18 protein-coding genes are annotated in these 22,607 nt (G+C 62.6%); 6 read left to right on the top strand and 12 right to left on the bottom strand.

Translation table 11 applies throughout. From position 1 onward, the window contains the following. Positions 1–51: 51 nt before the first annotated feature. From cobA to nirB, 7 genes are all read right to left on the bottom strand, one after another. Positions 52–837, bottom strand: a complete 786-nt coding sequence (gene cobA / locus ABLV49_RS13550) for a uroporphyrinogen-III C-methyltransferase (protein ID WP_349277140.1) — start codon at positions 835–837, stop codon at positions 52–54. Beyond that, on the bottom strand, positions 837–2,255 hold the full coding sequence (gene iscB, locus ABLV49_RS13545; protein WP_349277138.1) for an RNA-guided endonuclease IscB: 1,419 nt from the start codon (positions 2,253–2,255) through the stop codon (positions 837–839). The genes cobA and iscB overlap by 1 nt, the downstream gene beginning before the upstream one ends. Before the next feature lie 332 nt (positions 2,256–2,587). Continuing rightward, positions 2,588–3,508, bottom strand: a complete 921-nt coding sequence (ybiB, locus tag ABLV49_RS13540) for a DNA-binding protein YbiB (protein WP_349277136.1) — start codon at positions 3,506–3,508, stop codon at positions 2,588–2,590. 44 nt (positions 3,509–3,552) lie between these two features. Beyond that, complete coding sequence (locus ABLV49_RS13535; RefSeq protein ID WP_349277134.1) at positions 3,553–6,420, bottom strand: nitrate reductase; 2,868 nt, start codon at positions 6,418–6,420, stop codon at positions 3,553–3,555. A 30-nt stretch (positions 6,421–6,450) separates the two neighbouring features. Beyond that, a complete protein-coding gene (nirD, locus tag ABLV49_RS13530) occupies positions 6,451–6,873 on the bottom strand; it encodes a nitrite reductase small subunit NirD (RefSeq protein ID WP_349277132.1) in 423 nt (140 codons plus the stop codon). Between the two features lie 16 nt (positions 6,874–6,889). Beyond that, positions 6,890–7,681 carry a type IV pili methyl-accepting chemotaxis transducer N-terminal domain-containing protein gene (locus ABLV49_RS13525; RefSeq protein WP_349277130.1) on the bottom strand — a complete coding sequence of 264 codons (792 nt, stop codon included), beginning with the start codon at positions 7,679–7,681 and terminating at the stop codon, positions 6,890–6,892. A gap of 8 nt (positions 7,682–7,689) precedes the next feature. Then, positions 7,690–10,137 carry a nitrite reductase large subunit NirB gene (gene nirB / locus ABLV49_RS13520; RefSeq protein ID WP_349277128.1) on the bottom strand — a complete coding sequence of 816 codons (2,448 nt, stop codon included), beginning with the start codon at positions 10,135–10,137 and terminating at the stop codon, positions 7,690–7,692. Positions 10,138–10,645: 508 nt separating this feature from the next. Between nirB and ABLV49_RS13515 the strand changes: the two genes are divergently transcribed. Together ABLV49_RS13515 and ABLV49_RS13510 are read left to right on the top strand one after the other, a co-directional pair. Further along, the gene (locus ABLV49_RS13515; protein ID WP_349277126.1) at positions 10,646–11,086 is read left to right on the top strand and encodes a CBS domain-containing protein; all 441 of its coding nucleotides are present in this window, start codon (positions 10,646–10,648) and stop codon (positions 11,084–11,086) included. 93 nt (positions 11,087–11,179) lie between these two features. Then, positions 11,180–12,928 carry a bifunctional protein-serine/threonine kinase/phosphatase gene (locus ABLV49_RS13510; protein ID WP_349277124.1) on the top strand — a complete coding sequence of 583 codons (1,749 nt, stop codon included), beginning with the start codon at positions 11,180–11,182 and terminating at the stop codon, positions 12,926–12,928. A 69-nt stretch (positions 12,929–12,997) separates the two neighbouring features. Here ABLV49_RS13510 and ABLV49_RS13505 read toward each other — a convergent pair whose 3' ends face one another. From ABLV49_RS13505 to ABLV49_RS13485, 5 genes are all read right to left on the bottom strand, one after another. Beyond that, positions 12,998–14,212: an MFS transporter gene (locus tag ABLV49_RS13505; protein WP_349277122.1), complete on the bottom strand. Its 1,215-nt coding sequence runs from the start codon at positions 14,210–14,212 to the stop codon at positions 12,998–13,000. A gap of 124 nt (positions 14,213–14,336) precedes the next feature. Continuing rightward, complete coding sequence (locus ABLV49_RS13500) at positions 14,337–15,152, bottom strand: ABC transporter ATP-binding protein (RefSeq protein WP_349277120.1); 816 nt, start codon at positions 15,150–15,152, stop codon at positions 14,337–14,339. A gap of 28 nt (positions 15,153–15,180) precedes the next feature. Beyond that, positions 15,181–16,116 (bottom strand): nitrate ABC transporter permease, encoded by a 936-nt coding sequence (gene ntrB / locus ABLV49_RS13495; RefSeq protein WP_349277119.1) that lies wholly within the window; start codon positions 16,114–16,116, stop codon positions 15,181–15,183. A 46-nt stretch (positions 16,117–16,162) separates the two neighbouring features. Further along, positions 16,163–17,407, bottom strand: a complete 1,245-nt coding sequence (locus tag ABLV49_RS13490) for a CmpA/NrtA family ABC transporter substrate-binding protein (protein WP_349277117.1) — start codon at positions 17,405–17,407, stop codon at positions 16,163–16,165. 340 nt (positions 17,408–17,747) lie between these two features. Further along, entirely contained in the window at positions 17,748–18,380 is a 633-nt protein-coding gene (locus tag ABLV49_RS13485; protein WP_011800816.1) for an ANTAR domain-containing response regulator, read from the bottom strand. Positions 18,381–18,486: 106 nt separating this feature from the next. On the opposite strand from ABLV49_RS13485, the gene tsaD reads away from it, so the two are divergent. The 4 genes from tsaD to rpsO all read left to right on the top strand — a co-directional run bounded on the left by tsaD (position 18,487) and on the right by rpsO (position 22,510). Next, positions 18,487–19,557 carry a tRNA (adenosine(37)-N6)-threonylcarbamoyltransferase complex transferase subunit TsaD gene (gene tsaD, locus ABLV49_RS13480; protein WP_349277115.1) on the top strand — a complete coding sequence of 357 codons (1,071 nt, stop codon included), beginning with the start codon at positions 18,487–18,489 and terminating at the stop codon, positions 19,555–19,557. 84 nt (positions 19,558–19,641) lie between these two features. Next, positions 19,642–20,907, top strand: coding sequence for a branched-chain amino acid ABC transporter substrate-binding protein (locus tag ABLV49_RS13475; protein WP_349277114.1), 1,266 nt, complete (start codon positions 19,642–19,644; stop codon positions 20,905–20,907). Positions 20,908–20,916: 9 nt separating this feature from the next. After that, complete coding sequence (locus ABLV49_RS13470) at positions 20,917–22,104, top strand: pyridoxal phosphate-dependent aminotransferase (RefSeq protein ID WP_349277112.1); 1,188 nt, start codon at positions 20,917–20,919, stop codon at positions 22,102–22,104. A 139-nt stretch (positions 22,105–22,243) separates the two neighbouring features. Then, positions 22,244–22,510 carry a 30S ribosomal protein S15 gene (rpsO, locus tag ABLV49_RS13465; protein WP_296916101.1) on the top strand — a complete coding sequence of 89 codons (267 nt, stop codon included), beginning with the start codon at positions 22,244–22,246 and terminating at the stop codon, positions 22,508–22,510. Positions 22,511–22,607 lie beyond the last annotated feature (97 nt).

Here is a 22,607-nt window from a genome sequence, read left to right as displayed (position 1 = left end):
AAAAGGCGCAAGCGTAGTAAGCCCGTGTGACGTGGATGTGACCTCGGTGTGCTAAACCCGGCGTCTGAGGCCCTGCGCGCTGCTGTCTCGGGACGCCTCTTCGACCTGCGCCAGGCCGCTGATGACATCGCCGACGACGATGACCGACGGGCTGGCCAGGCCGGACAGGTTGATGTCATAGGCAAGCCGGCCGAGCGTGGTGGTGATGTGGCGCTGGCTGGACAGGGAGGCGTTCTGGATCACGGCGACAGGCGTGTCGGCGGGCAGGCCGCTCAGCAGTTCATTCTGGATGCGTTCGGCGCCGCTCACGCCCATGTAGATCACCAGCGTGAGCCGGGCGCTGTGGGCGGTGGCGGCCAGCGCCCGCCAGTCGGTGCCGGCATCGCCGGGCTTGGCATGGCCGGTGACGAACACCACGCCATGCGCATGCTGGCGGTGCGTCAGCGGCACGCCCAGCGAGGTGACGGCCGCCAGCCCGGCGGTGATGCCGTTGATGACCTCGACCCGAATGCCTGCGGCCTGCAGGTGCTCGACCTCTTCGCCGCCCCGGCCGAAAATGAAGGGATCGCCGCCCTTGAGGCGGACGACGTTTTCGCCTTCCCTGGCGGCCATGACCATGAGTTTTTCAATGAAGGCCTGCGGCGTCGATTTGCAGCCGCCACGCTTGCCGACATAGACGATGCGGGCGCCCGACGAGGCAAACGCCACGATCTCCGCGCTGACCAGGTCATCGACAAAAAGCACGGTGGCATTCTGGATGGCCTTGAGGGCTTTGAGGGTGAGCAGTTCCGGATCGCCGGGGCCTGCGCCCACAAGGGTGACTTTGCTGTTGTTCATCAAATTGCGCGGGAAACCTCGGCCTTCAGGCCGGGGATGGGTAGCGCGGCGTGCGAAGCACACCCCTTGTTCCCGCATTCCTTTTTTGTTTGCGCTCTGTGTGAATAACCATACCCGTCAGCCCGCTGCGTGATGCGGCAATGCTTGTAGGAAATGCCTTGAACGGTCGCCGCACCGGCAATGCCCGTTTGAATGTTGAAACTTCCCGTGAGTCGAATCGCCACCCGGCCTTTGTGAGTGCCTTTCTTGACGCCTTTGGGCACGGTGGCAATCACCATGTCGCCGGTCTTGAAGCCAAACGCTGTTTTCTGGTGGGTCAGGTAAGTGCGAGGGAAACCGTACTTGTCCAGGCGTGTTTTGCTGCGCGAACCCCTGCCTGCGCAAGTGACTCGCAGCATGGGCGCGTTTGTTTTGTTTACTGTCTCCACCTGTCCGACGCAGGCGGCATCGAGTGCATGCGTCTTGGGGATGCTCAGGCGGCAGCGGTTGTATTTGGTCTGTCCGCCGGTTCCTGTTTCCACCGGCAAGCCGGTTTGCTTGAGGGCGCCGAACAACGTCCATCGGGTGGTGTTGACGGCGGCTGCGTCAAGTAACGGCGCTTTGGCCTGTTTCAATACTTTTGCCAAACGCCTGGGGTCTTTGAGCAAGAAGTCCTTGATGTCCTGGACACCTTTTTTCTGGTTGCAGGCTTGGCAGGCGAGCGTTAAATTGGAAATCCGGTTTGTGCCGCCGGCTGCTTTGGGGTGAATGTGTTCCATTTGCAAAGGGACGTTTTGCGCGTCGCAGTAGGCGCAAGTGCGGTTGAATTTCTCCAGCAGGTATTCACGCACTTCGTAGCCTTGCAATGTGCCTTGTTGGTACTCAGCTCCCGAAATTTCCGGGTTCTGCATTTTCTGCATGTCAAAGCGCACCAACTCTTGTGCCAAATGTGTGATCGGGGCGAGGCGACACAGGCGTTTAACCTGCGTCATCGTCGTTTCAACCCGGTGACGCAGACTGGGTGCGAGCCAGCTTTTTGATTTTGGACGGTTGCTAAAACGCGGTGCGCGGTAACGCAGCTTGCCCCGACGACGCCGACGCATGGCCGAGCGTGCACCAAGCGACTTCTTGATGGCGGCGCCTCGATGCACCAGTTCCATCAAAAATTGGATGTGCATCGTGGGCTGAATTTCCCCGGTGGTCACATCAATGGTTTCAGCAACCCGACAAACCGCCACCCCTGTTGTTTTGCTGCCCGGATCAAGCGACAGCCGTAGGGGCTGAAACACACTGTCTTCAAGCAGCCGGTCAACGAGCCGGATGCAAAAAGGAAACAGCTGATGAACGCGCGCACGGCCAGATTCAAGCAGCTTGCGCGCCCGCTTCTCGCTGCACGGCATCAAGGGCCGCCCTTTTCTTTCCAACACGAAAACTGCCACGTTCCATCCTTCTTTTTACGCATTCGATCAACAACGGTTTGTTGTCGATGCTCGTTAACGTTATTCCTTACGGAATCCTGTGACGAAAGACTTTCGTCTTCGCTCTCCTCGACCCTGTTGCCTGCCGGCTGTTCACTTTTAGATGAAATACCGCATCCCGTTTCGCGCTTACCCAAAGCTTGTCTGCTGATGCGGCTTCAAGAGGGCAGGACTGGAGAAGCATCCTGCCGTTGGTCCGATGACCTGTAGGCAACGTAGATTGGTTTTTTAAATTCCTTTCTGGGTCTGGTCAACCTGGGCTTGAAAGGCTTTCGCCTTTCAAGCCCCATCCTTTAGGGTGGGGTGGTTGACAATTGCCTGACAAGTTGCAAGATATGTTCCACCTGCTGCGCAATCGACGATGGCAGGGGACTGTCGCCCGCCAGCACCGACTGGATATAGGCCGCCGTGCTGCTGGCGTCGATGGCCTTGGGTAGATCAGGCACAGAGGGCAGGGTTCCCTTCACGCCTTCGTGGGTCAGCACGCGCTGTCCCTTGACAAAGCCCTGCATCTGCGGCGAGCGGCGCGGGTCGGCCACGCCTTCGCCTTCGGTGCCGCGCAGCAGCAGCGCATCGGCCTGGACAAGTTCGAAGGTGGCCGCCATGGACAGCGCGTATTCGGGATGCGTGTAGCTGCTGACGACCAGCGCCTTGCCGGCCACCGGATTCATGAGCTTGACCAGACTGTGCGCCGGATTGCGCAGGCCGACCGCGCGGCGCACGTCGAGCAGCCGCTTGAGCGCCGGGCTGAGCAGTTCGGTGGGCGCGAACACCACTTCGCCGGGTGCTATGGGTTTGATAGCTGTCAGCGCTTGCGTACCTAGCGCAGACAGCACTTCCGATGAAAAAACACGGCTCGATTCGGTGGGCGTTCCATGCACCAGCACGCTCAGGCCCTCACGGGCCAGCAGCAGCGCCAGCAGCGGCGTGAGCACCGGCAGCTTGCGCGCACCGTTGTAGCTGGGCAGCACCACCGTGGGGCCGTCGCTGGCGGGCAGGAGATTGAGGCGCTGGTGCACGGCGTCGAGAAAGCCGGCCATTTCCTCGGGGGTTTCACCCTTGATGCGCATGGCCAGGCAAAAGCCGCCAATTTCCAGGTCGGTGACCACGCCGTCGAGCACCTGGCCCAGCAGGTCGGCGGACTGCGCGCGTGTTAGGGGGCGGGCGCCGTCTTTGCCGCGCCCGATTTCTTTGATGTAGTGGCTGATGCTCATGCGGCGATTGTCCGTGAATGCAGATGACTTGCTGTGTTATGCGCTTAAGCCACTTGCTTGATCGGGATGACGCTGCGCGGCGATGCGGGCGTATCGGTGGCCGTGCCGCTGGCCGAACGCAGCCGGCGCTTCAGCTCGGGAACGCACGAGCCGCAGCTGGTGCCGCATTTCAGGGCACCCTGCAAGGATGCCAGCCGGGCTTCATCGGTGCCTGCCGGTCCCGCAAGCGCCAGGTGGGCGTCGATGGCGGTGTCGGTGACGTTCAGGCAACTGCACACCACCTTGCCGCGCGACTGGACCGCCACCGGCGGCTTGGCGCCCGGCAGCAGCAGCAGCCGGCCATAGGCCTGCGCGGGCAGTTCGTCCTTGAGCAGGGTGGTGATCCAGGCCTGGGCGCTGGTGTCTCCGGCCAGCACAAAGCCGGTCAGCTCGGCATTGTCATGGGTGCGCGCCAGCCGTATCGTGCGGCGCTGGCCTTTCTTGCGGTCGGCATAGCGCAGGATGTAGGAGCCGTTGAGGCCGAAAATCCGCTCCAGCAGGGCCAGGGTTTCTTCGCTGGGCGCTTCATGGGCCGCTGCGCGAAACAGCAAGCCGGTGCGTTCACCCTGGCGATCCGTCAACGGCTTGTTGTTGGAAAACGGCACGCAGCTGGCAAAGGGAAATGTCGTCAGCAGGGCCTTGAGCTGTTCATGGGCGGCCAGCGCATCGCCTTCGTCGAACCAGGCCATGGCCAGCAGCGACCAGGGCAGTTCGGCCTTCAATATCTTGACGGCCGCATGCTTGAGTTCGGGTTGCTTGGAACTCGGGCAGTAGGCCGAAGTGGTCAGGGCGTTGACGCCTGCCAGGGGCTGGCCGATGCTGGACTGGCCGCTCAGGTATTCGCTGCCCCAGTGCATCGCCATGAAGGCCTGGCTGACGGCCACTTCGGGCGAAGCCTGCACCGGCACGATGATGGAGCCGCGCTTGGAGGTGACATGCACCAGCTCGCCTTCCTTCAGCAGGCGGCGCGCCATGTCCTGCGCATTCATCTGCACGGACGGTTCGGCCACATGGCCAAACAGGCGGCCCAGCGTGCCGGTGCGGCTCATGCCGTGCCACTGGTCGCGCAGGCGGCCGGTGGTCAGCGAGAACGGATAGCGCGACTCGCGCGGCTCGGCGACCGGCTTGTACACGGTGTTGACGAAGCGCGCCCGGCCATCCAGCGTAGGGAAAATGCCGTCTTCATAGAGGCGCGCCTTGCCGGTGGTTTCGCCTTCTTTCAGCGGCCATTGCCGGGGCGCCTGCTCCAGCAGGGCGTAGCTCATGCCGGTGATGTCCAGGTCGCGGCCGCGCGTTGATTCGCGGTGCTCGTTCCAGATGGATTCGACGCCAAGCGCCGGGTCCGTCAGTGAATAGGGGAAGAGGGCGCCGGGACTGCGTCCGGGCAGCAGCCGTTCGAGCCTTTGGGCAAATGCTGCCGCAATCGACCAGTCGTGGCGCGTCTCGCCGGGCGCCGCCACGGCGGGCCGGACCCGGCTGATGCAGCGCTCGCTGTTGGTCACGGTGCCGGTTTTTTCACCCCAGGTGGTGGCCGGCAGCAGCAGATCGGCCCAGGCGCAGGTGGCGGTGGTGGCAAAGGCTTCCTGAACGATGACCAGTTCGGCGCGGGCCAGGGCGCGGCGCACCAGGGCCTGGTCGGGCATCGACTGCGCCGGGTTGGTGCAGGCAATCCAGAGCGCCTTGATCTCGCCATCGGCGACGGCCTGGAACATCTCGACAGCCGTCTTGCCCGGCTTTTCGGGCACGCTGGGTACGCCCCAGAGCGCGGCGACTTCGGCGCGGTGTTCGGCATTGGACAGGTCGCGGTGCGCACTGAGCAGGTTGGCCATGCCGCCGACTTCACGCCCGCCCATGGCGTTCGGCTGGCCGGTCAGGGAAAAAGGTCCGGCGCCGGGTTTGCCGATTTGCGCGGTCGCCAGGTGCAGGTTGATCAGCGCGGCATTCTTGGCCGTGCCGCTGCTGGACTGGTTCAGGCCCTGGCAGTACAGGCTGAGCGTGGCGCCAGACGTGGCGAACAGCTTTGCTGCGGCAAACAGGTCTTCCTTCTTGATGCCGCAGGTCTGGGCCACCAGGTCGGGCGTGCAGTCGCGCACCGTGGCCTTCAGCGCATCGAAGTCATGGGTGTGCGTTGCAATCCAGGCCGGGTCCGTCCAGCCTTCCCACAGCATGATGTGCAGCATGCCGTTGAACAGCATCACATCGGTGCCGGGCTGCAGCGGCAGGTAGAGGTCGGCGATTTCGGCGGTGTCGGTGCGGCGCGGGTCGCAGTAAATGATGTTCAGCGCCGGGTTGGCGGCTTTGGCGTCTTCAATGCGCCGGAACAAAATCGGATGCGCATAGGCGGTGTTGCTGCCGACGATGAACAGGCACTGTGCATGCTTCACGTCGTCGTAGCAGGCCGGCGGTGCGTCTGCTCCAAGCGTCTGCTTGTAGCCGGCCACCGCGCTGCTCATGCACAGGCGCGAGTTGCTGTCGATGTTGTTGGTGCCGATCAGGCCCTTGGCCAGCTTGTTGAAGACGTAATAGTCTTCGGTCAGCAACTGGCCCGAGATATAAAAACCAACGGCGTCGGGTCCGTGTTCCTGGATGATTTTTGCAAAACTCTCGCTGGCGAAGTCCAGGGCGCTGTCCCACGAGGCGCGTTGGGGCGCTTCGCCCCGATGCTCGCGCCGCATCGGGTACAGCAGCCGCGTCTGCCGCGTGACCACGCTTGATGCGGTCAGGTGCAGGGTCGAGCCCTTGGTGCACAGGCGCCCGAAGTTGGCCGGATGGTCCGGATCGCCCCTGACGCCGGTGATGTCGTCGCCCTGCGACTCGATGATCACGCCACAGCCGACGCCGCAATAGGGACAGGTAGATCGCGTTTCAGTCATGGTGGCGGCTCCAAAAAAACGGGAACGGATTTACGAACTGTGAGGGGCCTGCACATCGAAGGTCTGGTCGCCCACGGCGCCGGTGGACGCGCCCGGACCGGCACGGGGCGGCAGCAGGTCAATCGCCAGCGTCGCCAGCTCGACGGCATCCAGGTACACCTCTCCGGCATCGACCTTGCAGGCGAATTTTGGCGTGCAGCCTTCGTCGGGCGCCCGGGCGCAGCCGTCGGCCAGGCCGATGGTCATGTTGTGCAGCGGGCAGGCGACGGTTTCGCCGAAGACGATGCCCTGGCTCAGCGGTCCACCCTTGTGCGGGCAGCGGTCGAGCAGAGCGAACACCTTGTCTTCGCTGCTGCGAAAGACGGCGACATTCATGCCCTGGGGCCGTGAAACACGGCGCGAGCCGAGCACGGGGATGTCATTGACCAGGCAGATTTTTTTCCATTCACTCATGATTGTTGCTCCTCGTTTATCCAAGAATGCGTGCGTACTGGGTGGTCACGTCGTCCATCACCTCCAGCAGGTTTTCGCTGGTAATAAATACATGCGACGCCGCTTTGCTGCTGCCGGCGCCGGTTTTCAGGGCATTGTTAAAAAACATCCACTGCCCGTCGGCCAGCGCCAGCGTCTGCTTGATCTCCGGGGTGGCTTCGGGCGCGTTGCGCAGCAGTTCTAGGGCCGGGATGAATTCTTCCCGGGCCTTGGCCATTTCACGCTGGCTGATGGCCGTGTCCACATTCCAGGTGTTGGCCAGGTAAAACTGCGCCATGCGCTGCGACAGCATGCGTTGGCGGCCGGCCACGTTGACCAGCTTGGCGCCGGGCTTGCTGGACTGCTGCTCGTAAAGCCCGGTGCCCTTGTGCGCCAGCGCCAGAACCTTGCCGGCCTGCTCCAGCAGGGGCTTGCCCTGGTTGTGCGAGGGGGACGTGCCCACCAGCAAGGCCTTGTAGCCTGACCAGGCGGCTTCGAGCTGCACATAGGTGTCGCGCGTATCGCCTGCGGGTGCAAAGGCCTTGAGTTCCGTCAACTGGCGGTCAAATAGCGCCATCGACTGGTCCAGCACGCGACGCGCGGACTCGACCTCGATGCCCAGGCCAAGGCACATCCAGGCCTTGCCCATGCGTTGGGACAGCATGCGCTGGCGGCCCGCCTTGTTGATGGCATCGCCCAGGCTTTTTACCTGCGCATGGCCCGGAGTTGCGAGGGCCAGCGCCAGGGCGCTGCCGCAGAAGGTGCGGCGGTTGAAGGCAGTGTGTGTCATGTGGCGCTTCACTGGGCGGAAATGGTCGCGAACTGGCGCGTGTCCACGGACGCTTCCTTGAAGTCGAACCACGGATCGGGCTCGCCGTCGAGCGCGAACTGCAGCTGCTCCCACAGCGCCTTGCGGCCTTCATGGTCGTCGAGGATTTTTTTCTTCACATGGTCCAGGCCGACGCGGTTGACGTAATGCACGGTGCGCTCCAGGTACCAGCCTTCCTGGCGGTACAGCTCGCAGAAGGCGCCGGTGTATTCCAGCACTTCGGCGGCGGTCTTCAGCTTGGTGAAGAAATGCGCGACTTCGGTCTTGATGCCGCCGTTGCCGGCGATGTACATCTCCCAGCCCGAATCGACGCCGATGATGCCGACGTCCTTGATGCCCGATTCGGCGCAGTTGCGCGGGCAGCCGCTGACGGCGAATTTGACCTTGTGCGGCGCGTACATGCGCCACATCGCGCGCTCCAGCATCTTGCCCATCTCGGTGCTGTCCTGCGTGCCCATGCGGCACCATTCGCTGCCGACGCAGGTCTTCACGGTGCGAAGCGCCTTGGCGTAGGCATGTCCCGAGGGCATGCCGATGTCTTTCCAGACGTTGACCAGGTCTTCCTTTTTAACGCCCAGCAGGTCGATGCGCTGGCCGCCCGTGACCTTGACGGTCGGAATCTTGTACTTGTCCACCGCGTCGGCGATGCGGCGCAACTCGCTGGAATTAGTTTCGCCGCCCCACATGCGCGGAATCACGCTGTATGTGCCGTCTTTCTGGATGTTGGCATGGCTGCGCTCGTTGATGTAGCGGCTCTGCGGGTCGTCCTTGGCCTCTTTGGGCCAGGTGCTGGTGACGTAGTAGTTGACGGCCGGGCGGCAGCTTGCGCAGCCGTTGGGCGTGCGCCACTCCAGGAACTGGTAAACCTCGGTGATCGACAGCAGCTTGTTCTTGCGGATGGCGTCGCGCACCGCCTGGTGGCCGGCGTCGGTGCAGCCGCACATGGCCTTGAGCTTGGGCGTGGCCGAGTAGTCGCCGCCGGCGGTGAACATCAAGATCTGCTCGACCAGCCCGGTGCAGGAGCCGCAGCTGGCGCTGGCCTTGGTGTGCTTGCGCACTTCGTCGAGCGTGAACAGGCCTTTTTCCTTGATGGCCTTGCAGATCATGCCCTTGTTAACGCCGTTGCAGCCGCAGACCTCGTCACTGTCGGCCATGGAGGCGGCCTTGTTGTGGCCTTCGTGACCACCGTCGCCGATGTTGGATTCGCCGAACATCAGCTTGTCGCGGATGCCCTCGATGCTGCGGCCGTCGCGCAGCAGCTTGAAGTAGTAGCTGCCATCGACCGTGTCGCCGTAGAGGCAGGCGCCGATCAGCTTGTCGTCCTTGATGACCAGCTTTTTATAGACGCCGCCGAACGGGTCGCTCATGATGATTTCCTCGGCGCCGTCGCCGCCCATGAACTCGCCGGCGCTGAACAGGTCGATGCCGGTGACTTTCAATTTGGTCGAGGTCAGCGAGCCGGTGTAGCGGCCAATGCCGTGCTGTGCCAGGTGGTTGGCCAGCACCTTGCCCTGCTCGAACAGCGGCGCCACCAGGCCGTAGGCGATGCCCCGGTGGGCGGCGCATTCGCCGACGGCGTAGATGCGCGCGTCGGTCGTGGTCTGCATCGTGTCGCTCACCACGATGCCGCGGTTGACGTACAGGCGCATCTTTTCGGCCAGCGCCGTGTTGGGGCGGATGCCGACGGCCATGCAAACCAGGTCGGCCGGAACTTCCGTGCCGTCCTTGAACTTGACCGACTTGACGCGGCCGTCCTCGCCGCCGACGAGTTCCTGCGTTTGGCCGCCGATCAAAAATTTCATGCCGCGCTCTGTTAGCGATTTTTGCAGCAGCTTGCCCGCGACTTCGTCGAGCTGTCGCTCCATCAGCGTCGGCATGACATGCACCACGGTGACCTGCATGCCGCGCTTCATCAGGCCGTTAGCCGCTTCCAGGCCCAGCAGGCCGCCGCCGATGACGACGGCGTGCTTGTAAACGGCGGCGGCGTCGATCATGGCCTGCGTGTCGGCGATGTCGCGGTAGGCAAGCACGCCTTTCAAGTCCTTGCCCGGAATCGGCAGGATGAAGGGATTGGAGCCGGTGGCCATGATCAGGCGGTCGTATTCGGCGCTGACGGTTTCACCTGCGGCGTTGGTGGCGTGCACCACGCGGCGCACGCGGTCCACCTCGGTCACGGTCCAGCCGGCGTGCAGCGTGATGTGGTTGTCCGTGTACCAGGACCAGTCGTTGAGGACGATTTCTTCGAGCGTCTGTTCGCCGGCCAGCACGGGCGAGAGCAGGATGCGGTTGTAGTTGGGATGCGGCTCGGCGCCGAATACCGTGATGTCATAGAGGTCGGGCGCAATCTTGAGCAGTTCTTCAAGCGCACGCACGCCGGCCATGCCGTTACCAATCATTACCAGTCTGGATTTTTTCATCATGACACCCGTAGGCAGTTCGGAAAACAAAAAAGGCGTCCACACGAGACAGCAAAGGCCTGGAAAGCCTGCTCATCCGTGGGGACGCCATCGTCCTGTCTGCCCAATCCGCCATTGCACCGGGCCTACATGCGGCCAGCATTGACCGCGACTTGATTCAAGCAAGCGGCGTGCCATGTCTGCTGATTTGACAAAATCCTAATGAAAAATGCCATTTGCGCATGCCAGGCAAGCCATGTAAGCTATTAAATTGATAGCGTCCAATGCGTTGGGAAAAAACTGTCGTGGTGCATTCGCGCCTTGAAATTGTGCATCGCACCATGGCGGTTTGAGGCATGTTGGCCAAGCCCGGGTCTAAATGCGGATTCGCGGTGAATCGCCCTGCAAGCGGCATGCAGGATGTGGTGCAATGAATACTTGGTGCTGTGGGCACAAGCCTCTTGCATTGCCTGTGCATATGGCCTGAAACTCGCATGTACATCTGCATGATTTCAACAGGGAGATATTTATGACCGCGGTTGCCGACATTCTCAAATCCAAGGGCCTGGCCACCGTTCACACGATCAGGCCGGACGACTCGGTCTTCGATGCCCTGAAGTGCATGGCCGACAAGGGCATTGGCGCCTTGCTGGTGATGGAGGGCGATGCGATCGTCGGCATCGTCACCGAGCGCGACTATGCCCGCAAGATTGCGCTCAAGGGGCGCACCTCGGCGCTGACGCAGGTGCGCGATGTCATGACCACCCCGGTGATGTTCGTCCAGCCCACGCAGACCAGCGAAGAGTGCATGGCATTGATGACCGACAACCGGCTGCGCCATTTGCCCGTGGTTCAGGACGAGCGGCTGGTTGGCCTGATCTCCATCGGCGATCTGGTCAAGGACATCATCTCCGAGCAGAAGTTCGTCATCGAGCAGCTCGAACACTACATCACCGGCCAGCGCGGCTGAAAATCCGGGGTTTCAGGGCTCAAGCCCGATGGCGCGCCGTGATTTTCAAGGATGTGCACCAAATTTGGGCATGCGATTTGCTAGTCTTGGTGCATGGCATTCAACATAGACATCGGTTTTACAACCCAGGCAGGCCGCAAGGCCGGCAATGAAGACTTCTGCGCCGCCATGCTGCCTGATCCGGGGCAGGAGGGCATGGGCTCCATCGTGGCGATTGCCGATGGTGTCAGCAGCGGCGGCATGGGCCGCGAGGCTGCGCAGACAACCGTCACCAGTTTGGTGCGCGACTACTACGCCACGCCCGAAACCTGGGACACCACCGTGGCGCTGGACCGCATCATTGGTGCGCAAAACGCCTGGCTGTCCGGCATCAACCAGCGCCGCCAGCCCGTCCTGGGGCTGACCACCCTGACCGCGCTGGTGCTCTGCGGCCAGTCCTACACGCTGGCGCATGTGGGCGATTCGCGCGCCTACCTGCTGCGCGGCGGCGAGTTGCTGCAGCTCACCCACGACCATGTGATGAACCATCCTGATTTCAGGCACCAGCTGCTGCGCGCGGTGGGTGCTGAAGACCATGTGGTGGTGGACTACCTGCAGGGCGAGTTGCTGGTCGGCGACGTGTTCGTGCTGGTGACCGATGGGGTGCATGGCGTGATCGCTGACGGCCGGCTGAAGGAATTGTCCGATCTGCAGGCGGTGCCCAGCGCCCAGCTGGCCAGCCACAACCTGGTCAATGCAGCCCTGGCCGCGGGCAGCCAGGACAACGTCACCGCCGTCGTGGTGCGCGTCCTTAGCCTGCTGGACGCGACCTTGCCCGATGTCAGCCGAATGGCGCAGACCCTGCCGATTTCGCCGCGCCTGAAGGTGGGCGAGATGCTGGACGGCTTGCGCGTGACGGCCACCGTGGCCGACAGCGGCATCAACCTGTTGTACCAGGTGCGCGACCCGGCCAGCCAGGTTCTGTATGCCTTCAAGACCCTGCACCCCGACCGGGCGCATGACCGGGAGGAGCGCGCCATGCTGGCGCACGAAGCCTGGCTGGCCACGCGCATGCAAACCGGCCGTGCGGCCGACCATCTGGTTCACATTCACGAGCGCCTGCCGGCCGGGCGGGAGCGCACGGCGTTTTACCTGCTGTACGACTGGCACGCCGGTGAAACCCTGCAGCAGCAACTCGACCGGGGCCAGAAGTTCGGCGTGCAGCAAGCCCTGGCCGCCGCCACCCAGACCGCCCAGGCCTTGGGCCGGCTGCACCAGCAGTGCGTCATCCACCGCGACATCAAGCCCGCCAACCTGCATCAGGGCGTGGACGGCGTGCTGCGCCTGCTGGACCTGGGCGTGGCGCTGAGCGGGCGCGAACCCGAGGCGATGCGCAAACTGCACGCCGGCACGCCCAGCTTCATCAACCCGGAGCAGTGGGGTTACAGCGCCACAGCGGCAGACGGCCCGGAAGAGCTGCCCGACGCGCAAAGCGACCTGTTTGCGCTGGGCGTCACGCTGTACCAGTTGCTCACCACCCGCTTGCCCTACGGCGAAGTGCTGCCTTACCAGGTGGGCCGTTACTACCGCGACCCGGTTGCGCCCAGCCGCATCAGCCCCGAAGTGCCGATCTGGCTGGACCACATCGTGCTGAAAGCCGTGGCGCGCGACAAGCGAAAACGCTTTGAAACCGCCGAGGAACTGCTGCTGGCGCTGGAGCGCGGCGCCTCCCGGCCGCTGACGGCGCCGCAGGCTTCTCCTTTGTTGCAGCGTGACCCGACGGCCCTCTGGAAGCTCGCGCTGGGGGTGTCGCTGCTGTTCAACCTGCTGCTGGTGTACTGGCTGCTGTTTTTACCGAAATAAGCATGAAAAAAGCTGCTTGCGCACGTCCTGTATGCGCAAGCAGCTATTTTTTGGATAGCAAAATGAAGTTCAGGCGGTGCGCGCGCGTCCGCCTTTTTCGGCCCAGGTGCGCGTCCAGCGGATCTGCATCACGCGCAGCATCACCAGCATCATCATGGCCAGGCTGGCAAACAGGAAAAAGCCCCAAGCATAACTGCCGCCATATTGCTTGGACAGGCCCATCGCGCTGGGCACCAGGCCGCCGCCGAGGGCGCCGATCTCGCCGATCATCGAGCCGGCCACGGCCGTGGCCAGCGGCCAGCGCAGCGGCACCAGCTGGAACAGCGCGCCGTTGCCCGCGCCCAGTGCCGCAAAGCACAGCATTACCAGCAGCGTGGTGGCCACCAGCGAGCCGCCGGCCATCCCGCACATTGTCAGGGTGACGGCCACCGTCACCAGCACCACGCTCAGGGTGTTGATGCCGCCCCAGCGGTCGGAAATCCAGCCGCCGAACACGCGCAGCGCAGCGCCCATGAAGGCCGCCAGCATGGTCAACTGGCCGGCCTGCACCTTGCTGACCGAGAACTGGTCGTAGTAGTAGGTCGGCAAAAACGTCGCCAGGCCGATGAAGCCGCCAAACGTCACCGCATAGATCAGGCTGAAGGCCCAGCCGTCTTTTTCATACAGGCAGGCGATGTGCTGCTTGAAGCTGGCGTGCTTGTCGAGGTCGTCGGGCTCCTTGGCGAACACGATCATCACGATCATCGGAATGCTGATGGCGGCGGCGGCAAGGCCGTACACCGTGACCCAGCCAAAGGCCTGCGCCAGCGGCGGCGCGATCAGCACCGACACGGCAGTGCCGACGTTGCCGGCACCGACCAGGCCCATCGCCAGGCCCTTGTGCCGGGCCGGAAACGAGCCCGAGCCCAGCGACAGCGCCACGCCGAAGCTGGCGCCGGCAATGCCCAGCAGCACGCCCATGGCCAGCAGGTCGTTGAAGCTCTTGACGAAAAAGAAGCCGAACAGCATGGCCACCGCAATCAGGCCCATCTCGATCAGCGTGGCGTTCTTGCGGCCGACGTACTGCGACAGCAGGCCGAGCGGAAAACGCATCAGCGCGCCGGCAATGATGGGAACCGACAGCATCAGCCCCTTTTGCGCCGGGCTCAGGCCGAAGGTTTCGGAAATGAAGGGCGCCATGGCGCCGTTGAGCACCCAGATGCAGCAGGAAAACGAAAAATACAGGAATGCTGCGAACAGGGTGGGGGAGTGCCCCGATTTGAGGAATTGCTTGAAAAAGTTCACTGGATGATGCTCGTGAAAAAAGTTCGAATTGCCAAACAAGAAAAAACCGGTGCCGCCCAAAACGGGTGCATCCAGTTTTTTCAGCGCCCTGTTAAGGGGCGTTTGACGCGTAAGTTTCTGCTGGTCAGGCGGTCAGTTTTTCCACATGCGCCTGGCGCGTGTACAAAAAGTCGATCACCGCCTTGCGGTAGTGCAGGTACTGGGTGCTTTCGGCCAGTTCCACCCGGTTGCGCGGGCGCGGCAGCTCGACGCTCAGCACTTCGCCAATCGTCGCCGACGGCCCGTTGGTCATCATCACGATCTTGTCGCTGAGCAGCACGGCTTCATCGACATCGTGCGTCACCATGACCACCGTGCTCTGGGTGTTGGCGACGATCTGCAGCAACTCGTCCTGCAGCTTGGCGCGGGTCAGTGCGTCGAGCGCGCCGAACGGCTCGTCGAGCAGCAGCACCTTGGGCTCCATCGACAGGGCGCGTGCAATGCCGACGCGCTGCTTCATGCCGCCCGAGATTTCGCCGGGCCGCTTTTGCGCCGCGGCGGTCAAGCCGACCATCGCCAGCACCGCATCGGTGCGCGCCTTGAGCTGGGCCTTGCCTTCGGTCGCTGAAAACACGCGCTCGACTGCCAGGTACACGTTTTCAAAGCAGGTCAGCCAGGGCAGCAGCGAATGGTTCTGGAACACCACGGCACGCTCCGGGCCGGGGCCGCCGATTTCGCGGTTGGCGCACAGCAGCACGCCCTGGGTCGGCATCGTCAGGCCGGCGATCAGGTTGAGCAGGGTGGACTTGCCGCAGCCCGAGTGGCCGATGAGGGCGACGAATTCGCCCTTGGCCACTTTCAGGTTGACGTTTTGCAGCGCGCAGAACGGGCCTTTCTTGGTCTTGAAGACCTGCTCGACGCCCTGGATGTCGATGTACTGGGGGTTCACTGTGGTGTTCATGGTCGTGGTCCTTGGGTAGGTCGGCAGGTCAGCTCTTGACTTCTTCAAACGTAAACGCCGTGGCCAGCTTGATCAGCGCGTATTCCAGCATCAGGCCGACGATGCCGATCACGAAAATCGCGATGATGATGTTCTTGACATTGAGGTTGTTCCACTCGTCCCAGACCCAGAAGCCGATGCCGACGCCGCCGGTCAGCATCTCGGCCGCGACGATCACCAGCCAGGCGGTGCCCACGGCCAGCCGCACGCCGGTCAGCATGTAGGGCAGCACGGACGGGAACAAAATCTTGGTGACGATCTTCCATTCAGACAGGTTCAGCACCCGGGCCACGTTCATGTAGTCCTGCGGCACGCGCTGCACGCCGACGGCGGTGTTGATGATCATGGGCCAGATCGAGCAGATGAAGATGGTCCAGATGGCGGCCGGGTCGGCGCCCTTGAACACCAAGAGGCCAATCGGCAGCCAGGCCAGTGGCGAGACCGGCCGCATCAAGCTGATGAGTGGATTGAACATGTTGCTCAAAAAGCTGAAGCGTCCAATCATGAAACCGACCGGAATGCCGACGATGGCCGCCAGCCCAAAGCCCATCGCGACGCGCTTGAGCGACGACAGCACGTTCCAGCCCACGCCCTGGTCGTTCGGGCCGTTGCTGTAGAACGGGTCGCTGAACAAAACGACCGCCTGCAGGAACGTGTCCTTGGGCGACGGAATGCTGGCCTTGGTGCCCAGCGATACCAGTTCCCAGACCAGCACCAGTAGGGCCAGGCCGAGCACGGGCGGTAGCACCCGCAGCCACAGCGCCGAAAAATCCCGCTGCGGCCGGGCCGCAGTTTTTGGGTGTTTCACGGCTTTTGCGCCCGATGCGTCTGCGCTTTCAGCTATTGAATGTGTAGCGTTTCGCTCCGCGCTGGCGGCAACCGGCGGGGCGATATCCCGCGGGCTGTGAAATACGGCACTGACCATGGCGTGACCTCTTGAAGTAGTGTTTCAGTGAAATTTCAGGGCGGCTTCAGGCGTGGACCTTGAAGCTGTCGGCGTACTTTTTCGGGTCCTTGCCGTCCCAGACTGTGCCGTCGATCAGTTTGCTGGTGCGTAGTACGTCCTTGGGAACGCTGATCTTGGCGGCCGATGCCGCCTGCTTGTAGATGTCGATCTTGTTGACCTGCTTGGCCACGGCCAGGTAGTCTGGATGCTCTTTGAGCAGGCCCCAGCGCTTGTGCTGCGTCAAAAACCACATGCCGTCGGACAGGTAGGGGAAGTTCACTGCGCCGTCACCCGAGAATTTCATGTAGTTCGGGTCGTCCCAGGTCTTGCCCATGCCGTTCTGGTAGCGGCCCAGGATGCGCTGGTTGATGGCGTCCACGCTGGTGTTGACATAGGCTTTGCCGGCGATGGTCTCGGCCATCTTGTTCTTGTTGGCCAGGCTGGCGTCGATCCACTTGCCCGCTTCCAGAATGGCGGCCGTCACGGCGCGCGCGGTGTTGGGGTATTTCTGCGTGAACTCGGCGGTGGTGCCCAGCACTTTTTCAGGGTGGTCCTTCCAGATGTCCTGCGTGGTGACTGCGGTGATGCCGATGCCGTCCATGATGGCGCGGTGGTTCCACGGCTCGCCGACGCAAAAGCCGTCCATGTTGCCAATGCGCATGTTGGCGACCATTTGCGGCGGCGGCACGGTGATGACCTTGGCGTCAGACATCGGGTTGATGCCGTTGGCGGCCAGCCAGTAGTACAGCCACATGGCGTGCGTGCCGGTCGGGAAGGTCTGGGCAAAGGTGTATTCGCGCTTTTCGCTGGCCATCAGCTTGGCCAGGCCGGCGCCATCGACCGCGCCCTTGTCGGCCAGCTTTTTGCTCAGCGTGATGGCCTGGCCGTTGTTGTTCAGCGTCATCAGGATGGCCATGTCCTTTTTGGGGCCGGAAGTGCCGAGGTGCACGCCGTAGATCAGGCCGTACAGCACATGGGCAAAGTCGAGTTCGCCGTTGACCAGCTTGTCGCGCACGCCGGCCCAGCTGGCTTCCTTGGAGGGAATGATGGTCACGCCGTATTTCTTGTCGATGCCCAGCACCGACGCCATCACCACCGAAGCGCAATCGGTCAGCGGAATGAAGCCGATCTTGACTTCCTTCTTTTCCGGCGCGTCCGAGCCCTGGGCATACACGGCCGCGCGCAGTGCCGGGTTGATGCCCACGGCGCCCACGGCGGCGGCTTGCAGCACCGAGCGGCGCGTCAGTGAAGGTTTGAGAAGGTCTGTCATGTCAGCAATTCCTGAAAATGAAAAAACAAAATAAAAAAAGGCGTTCGACCCGAGCCGTCACATGAAAATGTGACTACAGGGTTCGAACGCCTTTGTTCTGGGTGACATGGCGCTTCGCCGTTGAAGCACCATGTCGGGTGTTCAGTTCATTGCAAAGTCTGTGCCAGTCCGGTATTTTTAGGGTGTGAAGGCTCTAAATAGTGATCGAATCATGCCTTTTCGCTTGTCCTGTATGCATAAGATGCTACTAAATAAGTAGCAGTCAGGATTCGGACTATTTTGCGCAGGATTTTTGGGTGCGCCCTCTAGTTGTGCGTTGCACCATTTCGGCGCCAGTGCTTTAACCCAGCAGGTCGGCCACATCCAGCATGCGCTGCGCCACATCGCCAAGACGCATGCCCTTGTCCATGGCCGCCTTGCGCAGTTTTTCATACGCCGCCTGCTCCGACAGGCCCTGGCGCTGCATCAGCATGCCCTTGGCCCGGTCGATGACTTTGCGGTCTTTCAGTTCGGTGCGGGCGTCTGCCAGTTCGCGGCGCAGTCCCTGCTCATGCTGAAAGCGGGCCATGGCCACATCCAGGATCGGACGGATGCGCGACGGCTCCAGCCCGGCGACGATATAGGCGGACACGCCGGCGGCCACGGCATCCTTGACGTGGCGGGTGTCGTCGTCATTGGTGAACAGCACGATGGGCCGGCGCTCGTCGCGCGTGGCCATGACGACATGTTCGAGCGAATCGCGGGCATCGCTTTCGGCATCGACGATGATCATGTCGGGCTGCAGCTGCGCCAGCCGCTCGCGCAAAAAGGTGTCGGCCGGCAGCGTGGCAATCAGGTTGAAGCCGCCTTCGAGCAGGCCGATGCGCAGCTGGCGCGAGCGTTCCACCAGCGCCACGGCGGCCTCATCCCCGTCGTCGGAAACGACCAGATCGGGTGCAATGACCACCAGACGCAGGGAGGGTACGGAGTTCATGGGCTGAATTTTGCAAGATTCGCGCCATCGAATTTGCCTGAAGGGGTTTTTATTTCGTTAAATCCCTGCTATCCGGCAAAGGAAAGCCCTAACTTACACTTGGGCGATGCTAGTCCTCGGAATTGAATCAAGTTGTGATGAAACCGGAGTGGCGCTGGTCGATACCAGCGCCAGCCCTGTTCCGCGCCTGCTCGCGCACGCTTTGTACAGCCAGATCGCCATGCACCAGCCCTATGGCGGCGTGGTGCCAGAGCTGGCCAGCCGCGACCATATCCGGCGCGTGCTGCCGCTGACGCAGGAAGTCATGAAGAGCGCACAGCGCACACTGGCCGATGTCGATGTGATTGCCTACACGCGCGGCCCCGGCCTGGCCGGCGCGCTGCTGGTCGGCGCCGGCGTGGCCTGCTCGCTGGCGGCCGCCTTGGGCAAGCCGGCGATGGGCGTGCATCACCTCGAAGGCCATTTGCTGTCGCCCTTTTTAAGTGCCGACCCGCCGGAATTCCCCTTTGTGGCGTTGCTGGTGTCGGGTGGCCACACCCAGCTGATGCGGGTGGACCAGGTCGGCAGCTATGAGCTGCTCGGCGAAACGATTGACGACGCGGCCGGCGAGGCGTTCGACAAGTCGGCTAAGCTGATGGGCATGCCTTATCCCGGTGGGCCGCATCTGGCCAGGCTGGCGCTTGGCGGCGACGGCGCTGCGTTCAAGCTGCCCCGGCCCTTGCTGCACAGCGGCAACCTCGATTTTTCATTCGCCGGCCTGAAAACCGCCGTGCTGACGCAGGCGAAAAAACTCGGCACCGAACTGGAAAGCCGCAAGGCCGATCTGGCCGCGTCCACGCAGGCGGCGATTGTCGAGGTGCTGCTGAAGAAAACGCTGGCCGCCCTGTCGCAAACCGCGCTCAGGCGGCTGGTGGTGGCCGGCGGCGTCGGCGCCAACGCCTTGCTGCGCAGCCAGCTCAATGCGGCCTGCCAGCAGCGCGGCATTCGCGTGCATTACCCCGAACTGGAGTTCTGCACCGACAACGGCGCCATGATCGCCATGGCCGCCGGCATGCGGCTGCAGGCCGGGCTGGTGAACCTGGACGCCTTGCGCAGCAGCTACACCTTTGACGTGAAGCCGCGCTGGAACCTTTCGGAATTCCAGTCTGAACCCGCCCTGGCCACGCAGAACGCCTGACTTTTTTACGCTCCGGGGTTGAACTGCTGCCAGGCTGGCGCCTGCCTTGATATTCAAACCAAAACAGGACTTTCCTCTTTTCTTATGCGAACACTTTTCAAACGCACTGCCGCAACGCTATGCCTGGGTTTTTCATTGCTCGCCCAGGCACAGCCCGCACCCCAGCCGCCCGTGCGTATCGCCCTGATCGAAAGCCTTTCCGGCGCGTTTGCCAACACCGGCGAAGCCGTGTTTCGCAACCTGGTGTGGGCCACCGAGCGCGTCAATGCGCGCGGCGGCGTCAAGCTGGCCGATGGCCAGCACAACCTGGCCATCGAGCGCTATGACAACAAGGGCCAGAACGAAGAAGCGCTGGCCGCCTTGCGCTCGGCGATTGACGACGGCGTGACGGTGGTTGCGCAGGGCAATTCGTCGTCGGTGGCGGCGGCGCTGATCGACGCCATCAACAAGCACAACGAACGCGAGCCCGGCAAGCGGGTGCTGTTGCTGAATTATTCGGCGGTCGATCCCATCCTGACGAACGAGAAATGCAGCTACTGGCATTTCCGCTTCGACGCCCATGCCGACATGCGCATGGCCGCGCTGATGGACGTGTTCAAGGACGACGCGGCGCTCAAGAAGGTGTACCTGATCGGCCAGGACTACAGCTTCGGCCAGGCCGTGCTGCGTGAAGGGCGCAAGCAGATTGCCGCGCAGCGACCCGATGTCCAGATCGTGGGCGATGAGTTGCATCCCATCGGACGGGTCAAGGACTTCATTCCCTATGCGGTCAAGATCAAGTCCAGCGGCGCGCAGGCGGTGCTGACCGGCAACTGGGGCAATGACCTGACGCTGCTCATCAAGGCGGCACGGGAAGTCGGCTACGACGGCAAGTTCTACACCTTCTACGGCAATGCGCTGGGCGTGCCTGCCGCGCTCGGCGATGCCGGGGTCGGCAAGGTGATTGCCGTGGCCGACTGGTTTCCCAACACGCCGGGTGCCGCGTCCGAGAATTTCTACCAGTCCTTTCGCCAGCGTTTTCCCCGGCCGCAGGACGACTACGTTCACATGCGCATGCAGCTGATGGTGGAAACGCTGGCCCAGAGCCTGGAAAAAGCCGGCGTGGTTGAAGCGGGCGCCGTCGCCGCGCAAATGGAAAAAGCCACGGTGAATTTTTCAGGCGTCAAGGGCAGCATGCGCGCTAGCGACCACCAGTTCCAGCAGCCGCTGGCGGTGGCGGTGATGGACAAGCAAGGCGCGCCGGGCGCGAAGTTCGATGTCGAAGGTTCGGGTTACGGTTTTCGCGTTATCAAGGCCATTTCGGCGCAGCGTGCCGAGCAGCCGACAAGCTGCAAGATGGTGCGTCATTAAAAGGCAGGCATGAGACAGGCAGTTTTGACTCTTGAAGAGTCGATGATCCGCCAGGTCGCCAATGCGGGCATGGGGCGCACCGATGTGCTGAAGTTCTGGTTTGGCGAGAGCGACGAGACGACGCCCGCTTTCATCCGCGACGCCGCCATTGCATCGCTGCAGCAAGGCGAGACGTTTTATGCGCACAACCTCGGCTTGCCGGAATTGCGCGAAGCCATTGCCGGGTATTCGACCAGGCTGCGCTGCCCGGGCGCCGCGCCCATAGGCGGCGACCGCATTGCCGTGACCTCGGGCGGCGTCAATGCCCTGATGCTGGCGGTGCAGGCGCTGGTCGATGCGGGCGACGAGGTCGTGGCCGTCACGCCGGTGTGGCCCAACCTGACGGCCCAGCCGCTGATCATGGGCGCCCGGCTGCGCTGCGTCAGCCTCAAGCCGGTGGCCGGGCAATGGCAGCTCGACATGGCGGAGTTGCTCGCTGCCATCACGCCCAACACCAAACTGCTGATCGTCAATGCACCGAACAATCCGACCGGCTGGACCCTGAGCCGGTCCGAGCAGGCTTCGATCCTGGCGCATTGCCGCGCTACCGGCACCTGGATTCTGGCCGACGAGGTTTATGAACGCCTGTACTTCGAGTCCACACCCAACGGCTGCGCGCCCAGTTTTCTGGACATTGCCGCGCCCGATGACCGGCTGGTCGTTGCCCACAGTTTCTCCAAGAGTTTTTTGATGACCGGCTGGCGTCTGGGCTGGCTGGTGATGCCGGCTTCCGTGACGCCGCACATGGGCAAGCTGGTCGAGTTCAACACCTCCTGCGCGCCAGTGTTCATCCAGCGGGCCGGGCTGGTCGCCTTGCAAAGAACCGACGATGTGACGCCGCAACTGGTGGCGCACCTCAAAACCTGCCGCGATACGCTGGTGCCGCTGCTGCAGGCCGTGCCGGGCGTGGAAGTGGCATCCACCAAAGGCGGCATGTATGCCTTTTTCAGGCTGGCCGACCAGAAGCGTTTCGGTGATTCGCTCGAAACCGCCAAGCGGCTCGTGGTCGAGGCCGGGCTGGGCCTGGCGCCGGGAAATGCCTTCATGGTCAATCCCGGACCCGATGCCCAGGGCTGGCTGCGCTGGTGTTTTGCCAGCCGGGATGTCGCCAGGCTGGGGCAGGGCGTTGACCGGCTCAGGCATTGGCTTGCGCTATAATCCGAGGCTCTGTATTTGCAGCTGATGCCTTAAAAAGCACACGCTGCATTCGCGGACAACACGACGAAAGCGGTCAAGTCCCAATAGTGGGAACACTGCTTCGCTCGCCAGTCGCAACATCGTTGCAAGAGGAAAATCCATGATCGCAAAATCAATCAAGGCCGAGATTGTCAAGGACAACGCCCGTTCCGCTACCGACACCGGCAGTCCTGAAGTCCAGGTCGGCCTGCTGACCGGCCGCATCAATGAACTGATGCCCCATTTCAAGACCCACGCCAAGGACCACCACGGCCGCCGTGGCCTGCTGCGCATGGTCAGCCGTCGCCGCAAGCTGCTGGACTACCTGAAGTCCAAGGATGCTTCCCGTTATGTTGCGCTGATCGCCAAGCTTGGCCTGCGTAAATAATCGGTAAATCCAAAGACAAGCGCCTGAGTTAGTTCACTAGCTCAGGCGTTTTGCACTTCAAAACGGCAAAAATCGTATTCACCTTCAGTGCGTCATA

This window comes from Polaromonas hydrogenivorans (assembly GCF_040105105.1).
GTDB lineage: Bacteria > Pseudomonadota > Gammaproteobacteria > Burkholderiales > Burkholderiaceae_C > Polaromonas > Polaromonas hydrogenivorans.
This window is presented reverse-complemented; position numbering and strand designations above follow the sequence as displayed.

Coding starts and splice junctions, on each gene's coding strand:
- cobA (WP_349277140.1), bottom strand. CDS start 837: ATGAACAACAGCAAAGTCACCCTTGTGGGCGCAGGCCCCGGCGATCCG.
- ybiB (WP_349277136.1), bottom strand. CDS start 3,508: ATGAGCATCAGCCACTACATCAAAGAAATCGGGCGCGGCAAAGACGGC.
- ABLV49_RS13535 (WP_349277134.1), bottom strand. CDS start 6,420: ATGACTGAAACGCGATCTACCTGTCCCTATTGCGGCGTCGGCTGTGGC.
- nirD (WP_349277132.1), bottom strand. CDS start 6,873: ATGAGTGAATGGAAAAAAATCTGCCTGGTCAATGACATCCCCGTGCTC.
- ABLV49_RS13525 (WP_349277130.1), bottom strand. CDS start 7,681: ATGACACACACTGCCTTCAACCGCCGCACCTTCTGCGGCAGCGCCCTG.
- nirB (WP_349277128.1), bottom strand. CDS start 10,137: ATGAAAAAATCCAGACTGGTAATGATTGGTAACGGCATGGCCGGCGTG.
- ABLV49_RS13515 (WP_349277126.1), top strand. CDS start 10,646: ATGACCGCGGTTGCCGACATTCTCAAATCCAAGGGCCTGGCCACCGTT.
- ABLV49_RS13510 (WP_349277124.1), top strand. CDS start 11,180: ATGGCATTCAACATAGACATCGGTTTTACAACCCAGGCAGGCCGCAAG.
- ABLV49_RS13500 (WP_349277120.1), bottom strand. CDS start 15,152: ATGAACACCACAGTGAACCCCCAGTACATCGACATCCAGGGCGTCGAG.
- ntrB (WP_349277119.1), bottom strand. CDS start 16,116: ATGGTCAGTGCCGTATTTCACAGCCCGCGGGATATCGCCCCGCCGGTT.
- ABLV49_RS13490 (WP_349277117.1), bottom strand. CDS start 17,407: ATGACAGACCTTCTCAAACCTTCACTGACGCGCCGCTCGGTGCTGCAA.
- ABLV49_RS13485 (WP_011800816.1), bottom strand. CDS start 18,380: ATGAACTCCGTACCCTCCCTGCGTCTGGTGGTCATTGCACCCGATCTG.
- tsaD (WP_349277115.1), top strand. CDS start 18,487: ATGCTAGTCCTCGGAATTGAATCAAGTTGTGATGAAACCGGAGTGGCG.
- ABLV49_RS13475 (WP_349277114.1), top strand. CDS start 19,642: ATGCGAACACTTTTCAAACGCACTGCCGCAACGCTATGCCTGGGTTTT.
- ABLV49_RS13470 (WP_349277112.1), top strand. CDS start 20,917: ATGAGACAGGCAGTTTTGACTCTTGAAGAGTCGATGATCCGCCAGGTC.
- rpsO (WP_296916101.1), top strand. CDS start 22,244: ATGATCGCAAAATCAATCAAGGCCGAGATTGTCAAGGACAACGCCCGT.